The following is a 7559-nucleotide window of genomic DNA, read 5'->3' as shown; positions in this document are numbered from 1 at the left end:
AAGGCGAGCACTTTGAAATCGTTGCGAACAGTGGGGATGTGCAGCGCAAAGTGCGCCGTATTGGCCGATCCGAACATACGCTTATCCTTAAGCAAAGAGGAAATGAAGCGCGACGTCCAAACCGTCCTTGGTCTGTTCACGCAAAATTGGCGGGCAATTTATCAATAGGGGGGAAAAATTTATGTCGGAAGGGTCTTTAAACCAAGTAGGAATCTTCGCTATTGGAAATCAGCCTCACAATGAACGGCTCAATACCGATCAGTAGGATCCCAACCTCGAGACAGCAGGCACAAAAAAGCCGACATCGCTGTCGGCTTTTTTGTGGGTCACGGCTTGGGCGGTTCACCCGGTTTCGGCGCCGGGCTGTCGAACAGATTCAACCGCTCGCGAATCTCATGCGCCGGTATCGGCTGCTTATCTGCCGGCAAGGCGTTCGGGTCGACCGGCGTGGCCGGGACCTCCCCCGGTGCGCCCTGGCCTTGGGGCAGCGCGGCCGACGGATCAGCACCTTGCGCCCCTTCAATCGCTTCCTGGGCTCTTTTGGTCAGTACCACGATGTCGATACGACGGTTGACCGGGTTGACCGGGTTCACCCGATCAAACAGTGCCGAGGACGCATAACCGACCACGCGCGCCACCTGCGATTCCGGATAACTGCCGGCTACCAGTGCACGCCGCGCAGCGTTGGCGCGGTTGGCCGACAGCTCCCAGTTACCAAACTCGCCGGTGCCGGTGAACGGCGTGGCATCGGTGTGGCCGCTGATGCTGACCTTGTTCGGCACGGCCTTGATGGTGTCAGCCATGGCCAGCAGGATGTCTTCGAAATAAGGCTTGAGCCGGGCGCTGCCCGAGTCGAACATCGGCCGGTTTTCCGCGTCCATGATCTGGATGCGCAAGCCGTTCGGGGTAATCTCGAATAGGATCTGGTCTTTGAATTTCTGCAGCTGCGGGTTTTCGTCGACCTTGTTCTGCAGTTCCTGCAGCAACAGTTCCAGGCGCTCTTTCTCGACCTGCTCGGCCATGCCTTCGACCTGCTCGGTATCGATGGTCACCTTGTCCGGCTGCGGCTGGGACTTGACCTCAGGATTGAGGGTACTCTCCGGCGCCAGGGTCGGCGTACCGCCCAGATCGATGATGTAGGGCGTGCCACTTTCGGAGAAACCGATCGGATCCTTGAAGTAACCGGCGATGGCGATCTTCTGCTCGGGCGTTGCCGTGGACAGCAGCCACAACACCAGGAAGAACGCCATCATCGCTGTCGCGAAGTCGGCGAAGGCGATTTTCCAGGCGCCGCCGTGATGCCCGCCGGCGATGCGCTTGACGCGCTTGATGATTATTGGCTGGTTGTTTTCCATGACTCAGCGTCCGCGAACCGCTTGTTCCAGCTCGGAGAAGCTTGGACGATGCGCCGGGTACAGGACCTTGCGACCGAACTCCACCGCCAGCGATGGCGGCATGCCGGAGGCCGAGGCGACCAGCGAAGCCTTGATAGCCTCGTAGACGTTCAACTCTTCCTTGGCATCGTGGGCCAGGGAATTGGCCAGCGGGCCGAAGAAACCGTAGGCCGCGAGGATACCGAAGAAGGTACCGACGAGCGCCGCGCCAACGTGCATGCCGATCGCTTTCTGGTCGCCTTCACCGAGGGAGGCCATGGTCACCACGATGCCCAGTACCGCGGCCACGATACCGAAACCCGGCATGGCGTCGGCGATGCCGTTGACCGCGTGGGACGGGTGCTCGAGGTCTTCCTTGAGGCTGTAGAGCTCCATGTCGAACAGGCCTTCAAGCTCATGGGGAGCCATGTTGCCGGAGGACATGATGCGCAGGTAATCACAGATGAAAGCGGTCATGCGCTCATCTTTGAGCACAGTCGGGTATTTGGCGAAGATAGGGCTTGCCGCCGCATCTTCGATGTCGCCTTCGATCGCCATCATGCCTTCACGGCGGCTCTTGTTGAGGATCTCGTAGATCAGGCCCAGCACTTCAAGATAGAAGGCGTGACTGAAGCGCGATCCGAACATGCTCAGGGACTTCTTGAGCACGTGCATCGTCATGTAGCCGGGGTTGGCCTGCAGGAAGGCACCTAGCGCCGCACCGCCGATGATCAACACCTCGAAAGGCTGTATCAGGGCGGCAATTTTACCGTGGGAAAGCACGTATCCGCCGAGTACGCTCGCGAATACGACAATGATGCCGATTATTTTAGCCATAGGTAGGAGAGCACTTACTGAGTCGGGTTCAAGGTCATATTCGGAAGTTAAAAAATCTCTTCTTCTACTTATCGGCAAAACTGCGCCAGACTATAGCCCGTTAAGGCGAAAAGCCACTTTGGCTCATTCAGCGCGCAGGTAATGCAGACGATGATCACGTCCAACCATGGCTAATGAAACGAATGTACCAACTCCAAAACCCACGACTCTCGAAGGCTGGACCAAGCTTCTAGACAGCGTGCGGCTGCCAGTCCCGCAAGCCAGTCATGACCGGGTATGCCAGGCGATTCGCAACAACCGCAGCTCATTGCGTGATATCGCCGAGCTGATCCAGGGCAGCCCGGCCCTGGCGCTGAACGTGATCCGCGAAGCCAATCGGCAGGCCCGCAGCGGCATGAGCGAACCGGCGGAAAACCTCGAAGTGGCGATCAATCGCCTCGGCCTGAAACGCACTGAAGAATTGCTCGCCCGCCTGCCGACGCTGCCCCAACTGGAAATCCCCGTGGCCTTGCGCCAGCTGCAGCTGATCAGCCAGCACGCGACCCAGCAGGCCAATGGTTTTTTCGCCAGTCGCCTGGCGCGGCTGTGGCAGGACATCCATTGGGGTAGCCTGCTGTTTCTGTCACCGCTGTGGCCGATGGCGCTGATCCACCCGCAGTTGCTTGAAGAGTGGGAACGACGCGTCATTCATAAAGGTGAATCCGCGCGCAAGGTCGAACAACAGTTGTTCGGCGTGCGTTTGCTGGACATCTGCCAGGCGCTGGTCGACCTGTGGCGCCTGCCGATCTGGGTGCAGCAGGGTTACCGTCTGTTGCTCAAAGAACAGCGAGAACTGGTCAAGGTCCTGCGCATTGCCCGCGACAGCGATCACCCGTTGCGCCAGCAGAATCGTCTGGATGATGACCCGACCCTGCGCCGCTGGCTCAATCAGCCTGCCAACACCGTCCTACTGGCCAATGGCCTGGCGCTGTCGGCGCAACAGGCCTGGGACAGTCCCCACAGCAGACGCTGGCAGTACCTCACCAGCCTGTATCTACAAATATCGATGGACGAGGTGCAGCAGCAATTGCACCAGCAGGCCGCCAACAGCGCACGTTTGCATGCGATGCCGGGCCTCTGGCACCCGGCGGTCTCGCTGATCTGGCCTTGGGACACCACTCGGCTGCAGGCAGGCTTGCAGCCTCCCCCGCCGCCGACAACCGAAGATCTGGCCAAGTGGCGCAAGGTGTGTGCCGAGTTGCTGGTGGAGCCGAGCCGCTTTGCCAATGCGATGCACCTGACCACGTCCGCCAGGGATGCGCTAGTTGCCTGCGGCATGCGCCGGGTGCTGATCCTGATGGCCGATCGCACCCACGCCAATTTGCGCGTGCATCAAAGCGCCGGGCTGCCCAAGGACGCGGCCAGCCTGAATCTACTGGTCAGCCAGAGCTCCGTGCTGCAACGCCTACTCTCACAGCAGGCCCAGGTGCGCCTGACCCCGGAAAATAATGCGCAATTTTCCGCATTGCTACCGGCCAGCCTGCGCTCGCTATTTGGCGGCGAACACTTGCTGCTGCGTTCGCTGGTCAATAATGGCCGGGTCATCATGCTTGTTGTGGCGGACCAGGGCGGCGGGCCGTTCTCGGACATCACCGTGCAAGCCTTCGGTAAAACCGCGCAATGCATCGAGAAGGCGCTACACAGCTTTAGCCACCGTGGCCAATGAGGCTGCGTTACAATCCCCCTTTTTGTGCTCTGGAGACCTCGCATGTCTGACTTCTCTGGCTTGGCGCTGGTCATCGAGCCTGGCGACCTGCTCGCCCGTCTCGACGCGCGCAATCTGATTCTGGTGGACCTCACCAGCAGTGCCCGCTACGCCCAAGGGCATATCCCCGGCGCGCGCTTTGTTGACCCCAAGCGCACGCAACTTGGCCTGCTCCCCGCTCCGGGCCTGATGCCGCCGCATGCTGCACTTGAAGCATTGTTCGGCGAACTGGGCCACAACAAGGATGCGGTGTATGTGGTCTATGACGACGAAGGCGGTGGCTGGGCGGGGCGCTTCATCTGGTTGCTCGACGTCATCGGTCATAAGAACTACCACTATCTTGATGGCGGCCTGCTGTCCTGGCTGGCGGAAGTCCTGCCGGTCTCGACCGAGTTTCCGGTTTCAGTTGGCGGCCCGGTAAGCCTGACCCTGCACGAAGAGCCCACCGCGACCCGCGAGTACCTGCAAAGCCGACTAGGCGCCGCCGACCTGGCCATTTGGGACGCGCGCGCGCCGCTGGAGTACTCCGGCGAGAAAGTCCTGGCTGCCAAGGCCGGGCACATTCCCGGCGCAATCAACTTTGAATGGACTGCCGGCATGGATCAGACGCGCAACCTGCGCATCCGCACCGACATGCCGAAAATCCTGGAGCAACTGGGTATTACCCCGGACAAAGAAGTTATTACTCACTGCCAGACTCACCATCGCTCTGGCTTCACTTACCTGGTGGCCAAGGCGCTCGGTTATCCGCGAGTCAAGGGTTACGCCGGCTCCTGGGGCGAATGGGGCAACCATCCCGACACCCCCGTAGAGATCTAAGGTTTTTAAGGACAGTTAATGAACAAGCGTCTGTTTATCCTCAGCCAATACCTGCTGCCTCATCACTTGCTCTCGCGACTGGCCGGCTGCATTGCCGAATGCCGCGTGCGCTGGTTCAAGAATGCCTTCACCGCCTGGTTCGCCAAGCGTTATCAGGTGGACATGTCCCAGGCCCTGGTCGAAGACCTGACTGCCTACGAACATTTCAATGCGTTCTTCACCCGCGCCCTGAAAGAAGGTGCGCGCCCTCTGGATGAAACACCGGGGGCGATCCTCAGCCCGGCCGATGGCGCCGTCAGCCAGCTTGGCCCAATCGAGCACGGTCGCGTGTTCCAGGCCAAGGGCCACAGTTTCAGCGTGCTGGAACTGCTGGGTGGCGATGCGGCCAATGCTGCACCATTTATGGGTGGTGATTTCGCCACTATCTACCTGTCGCCAAAAGACTATCACCGCGTGCATATGCCGCTGGCCGGCACTCTGCGCGAGATGGTCTACATACCGGGCCGCATTTTCTCGGTCAATCAGACTACCGCTGAAAACGTTCCGGAGCTGTTCGCCCGCAACGAACGCGTCGCCTGCATTTTCGACACCGAGCGCGGGCCGATGGCTGTGGTGCTGGTAGGGGCGATGATTGTTGCGTCGATCGAAACCGTCTGGGCGGGCCTGGTGACTCCGCCGAAGCGTGAACTGAAAACCTTCCGCTACGACGAAGCCGCCCGTGCGCCGATCCACCTGGAAAAAGGGGCGGAATTGGGTCGCTTCAAGCTGGGTTCGACCGCCGTGGTGCTGTTCGGGCCGGATCAGGTGAAATGGGCTGAAGGCCTGGGCGCGCTGTCGCCGGTTCAGATGGGGCAGGCGCTGGGTTTGCCGAAGGCCTGATAGCCAGCCTATCCCCGTAGGTGCTGCCAAAGGCTGCGATCTTTTGACTTTGTTATTAAAATCAAAAGATCGCAGCCTGCGGCCGCTCCTACACGACCTGATTCCTGCTATGGTTTTCGGCATGAATGAGACCAGTCCACTCCAGTTGTTACGTGCACCGCTCCCTGAACAGTCGCGGCTGTCGTTCTGTGAGCCGACCCCGCGCGACCTCAAGCGCTGGATCGCCAACCTGCCCAAGGCCAACATTGGCGAAACTGCCCGCCTGCTCTATCAAGGCCTGGGAGAGCTCAACCAGCTGCTGACCCCCAGTGACAATCGCCTGCAACTGCTCGAGCTGTTGCGACCTGAGGTGTATTACGTCTGCAAACACCTGGAGCGGCACTTCCTGCATCAGGCGATTGTTCTGGACGAGCGCTCACGCAAAATCGCCAACCTTTGCCAGGCATTGCAAAATCACCTGGCTATTGGCTACAAACAGATCGTCCTGCGCATCTCGCCACGCTTCAGCAAGGATCGCGCCTCGCTCTTGACCCATGCGTTGCAACGGGCGATTCATTGCCTCAACGGGCCGTTGGGGCGCGCGACGCAGCTTTATTGTCCGGCGCCGGAAGGCCTCTGGCTGGAGCTTCATCAACTGTATCGAATCGCCTGCTCGCATCAGCTCCAGCGTCAGAGAGTGCGTGACGATCTGGCCAGCCAGACACAAAACCTGAGCATCGAGCAGACTTATGTCACGGCGCTGCTAATGGGTGCCGCACGCTGCAATCAACTGCGGCAGAACCAGATTGCTCGCCTCGCCGAGGTGCTGGAGTCATGGAGCTCGCTGATAACGCTGCGTCCGGGTCAATCTGTCGAAGGGCTGTTCGCGGTCGCGCCAATGCTCGATGCCGCGCCGCGTTATCGCTCCAAGTTCAGGAGCGAACAGCAGGGCGACCTATTGGCAATCGATACCCGTCCTCTGGTGGCCGCCCTCGACGCTCATCTGCACAAGACCGACTTGGCCCAGCCGCTGCCGGTACCGACGGGCTTGAGCCTGGATACCTTGCAACACCTGAGTGCCGCCTGGGGACAGACGGCCGAGCGTAGTTTTCAGCGCACTGCCAGCCAGGGCCAACTGACCCTGTGCGTGGGCATGAGCGCCCTGCACTTCTATCTGGGCGGGCAACGTTCGTTCAGTGACTTGCTGAAAAACCACGGAGGCCGACAGGCAACATTTTCCGCGCTTTCGTCGGCGACAAAGGCGCAGGACCAATGGAGCCGCGCCTTTGACGCAGCCCCCGATGGCAACACCCATGACCTGCTGCCCTACGAAGAAATCGAATATCCCCAGTTGCAGAACGATGATGGCAATGACGCCGCCGACAGCAACAGGCACTTCCCGACCTATGTTTTGCCAGTGGTCAACCACAGTCCGGGGGGGTATTGCCTGGCTTGGCCCGGCGAGGTGCCTGCCGAGCTCCAGGCGGGCGAGATGGTTGGCATCGAGGACGTCGCGGGCCAGGGCTGGAGTATCGCGGTGGTACGCTGGATTCGTCAGGTCCGTGGCGGCGGCACGCAGATGGGAATTGAGCAGGTTGCGCCCTATGCCGAACCCTGTGGCCTGCAACTGGTGCGCACACATGATGATCACAGCCACTACCTGCGCGGCCTGTTGTTACCCGCGATCAGCGCCGTAGACCTGCCCGCCACACTGCTTGCCCCGCGTCTGCCGTTTCAGGAAGGGCAGAAGGTGATGATCAATACCAACGGCGAGGAACACCGGGCAGGGCTGGATCGACGGGTGGCGAGCACCAACAGTTTTAATCAGTTTGCGTACCGATCCTTGGAGTCGACCAGAAACGAAAACGCCGCGGGTGGCGGCGCTGAGGAGGACTTTGATTCGTTGTGGAAGTCGCTTTGAGGACACC

Annotated in this window: 7 protein-coding genes; 5 read left to right on the top strand and 2 right to left on the bottom strand. The window is 60.3% G+C overall.

The window, feature by feature from the left end:
* Positions 1–200: hypothetical protein (locus L9059_RS28590; protein WP_247294334.1), on the top strand; the 200-nt coding region annotated here is incomplete at its 5' end.
* 126 nt (positions 201–326) lie between these two features.
* Here the strand turns inward: L9059_RS28590 and motB are convergent.
* Together motB and motA are read right to left on the bottom strand one after the other, a co-directional pair.
* The gene (motB, locus tag L9059_RS28585; RefSeq protein WP_247294333.1) at positions 327–1355 is read right to left on the bottom strand and encodes a flagellar motor protein MotB; all 1029 of its coding nucleotides are present in this window, start codon (positions 1353–1355) and stop codon (positions 327–329) included.
* A 3-nt stretch (positions 1356–1358) separates the two neighbouring features.
* The gene (gene motA, locus L9059_RS28580) at positions 1359–2210 is read right to left on the bottom strand and encodes a flagellar motor stator protein MotA (protein WP_247294332.1); all 852 of its coding nucleotides are present in this window, start codon (positions 2208–2210) and stop codon (positions 1359–1361) included.
* A gap of 166 nt (positions 2211–2376) precedes the next feature.
* On the opposite strand from motA, the gene L9059_RS28575 reads away from it, so the two are divergent.
* The 4 genes from L9059_RS28575 (at position 2377) to L9059_RS28560 (ending at position 7552) form a co-directional block, all read left to right on the top strand.
* Complete coding sequence (locus L9059_RS28575; RefSeq protein ID WP_247294331.1) at positions 2377–3915, top strand: HDOD domain-containing protein; 1539 nt, start codon at positions 2377–2379, stop codon at positions 3913–3915.
* A gap of 42 nt (positions 3916–3957) precedes the next feature.
* Complete coding sequence (locus tag L9059_RS28570) at positions 3958–4773, top strand: rhodanese-like domain-containing protein (protein ID WP_247294330.1); 816 nt, start codon at positions 3958–3960, stop codon at positions 4771–4773.
* Positions 4774–4791: 18 nt separating this feature from the next.
* Positions 4792–5652: an archaetidylserine decarboxylase gene (asd, locus tag L9059_RS28565; protein ID WP_045061852.1), complete on the top strand. Its 861-nt coding sequence runs from the start codon at positions 4792–4794 to the stop codon at positions 5650–5652.
* Positions 5653–5773: 121 nt separating this feature from the next.
* Positions 5774–7552 carry a molecular chaperone gene (locus tag L9059_RS28560; RefSeq protein ID WP_247294329.1) on the top strand — a complete coding sequence of 593 codons (1779 nt, stop codon included), beginning with the start codon at positions 5774–5776 and terminating at the stop codon, positions 7550–7552.
* Positions 7553–7559: the final 7 nt, after the last annotated feature.

Origin of the sequence: Pseudomonas violetae (assembly GCF_023072615.1) — a bacterium.
Classification (GTDB): Bacteria; Pseudomonadota; Gammaproteobacteria; order Pseudomonadales; family Pseudomonadaceae; genus Aquipseudomonas; species Aquipseudomonas violetae.
This window is presented reverse-complemented; position numbering and strand designations above follow the sequence as displayed.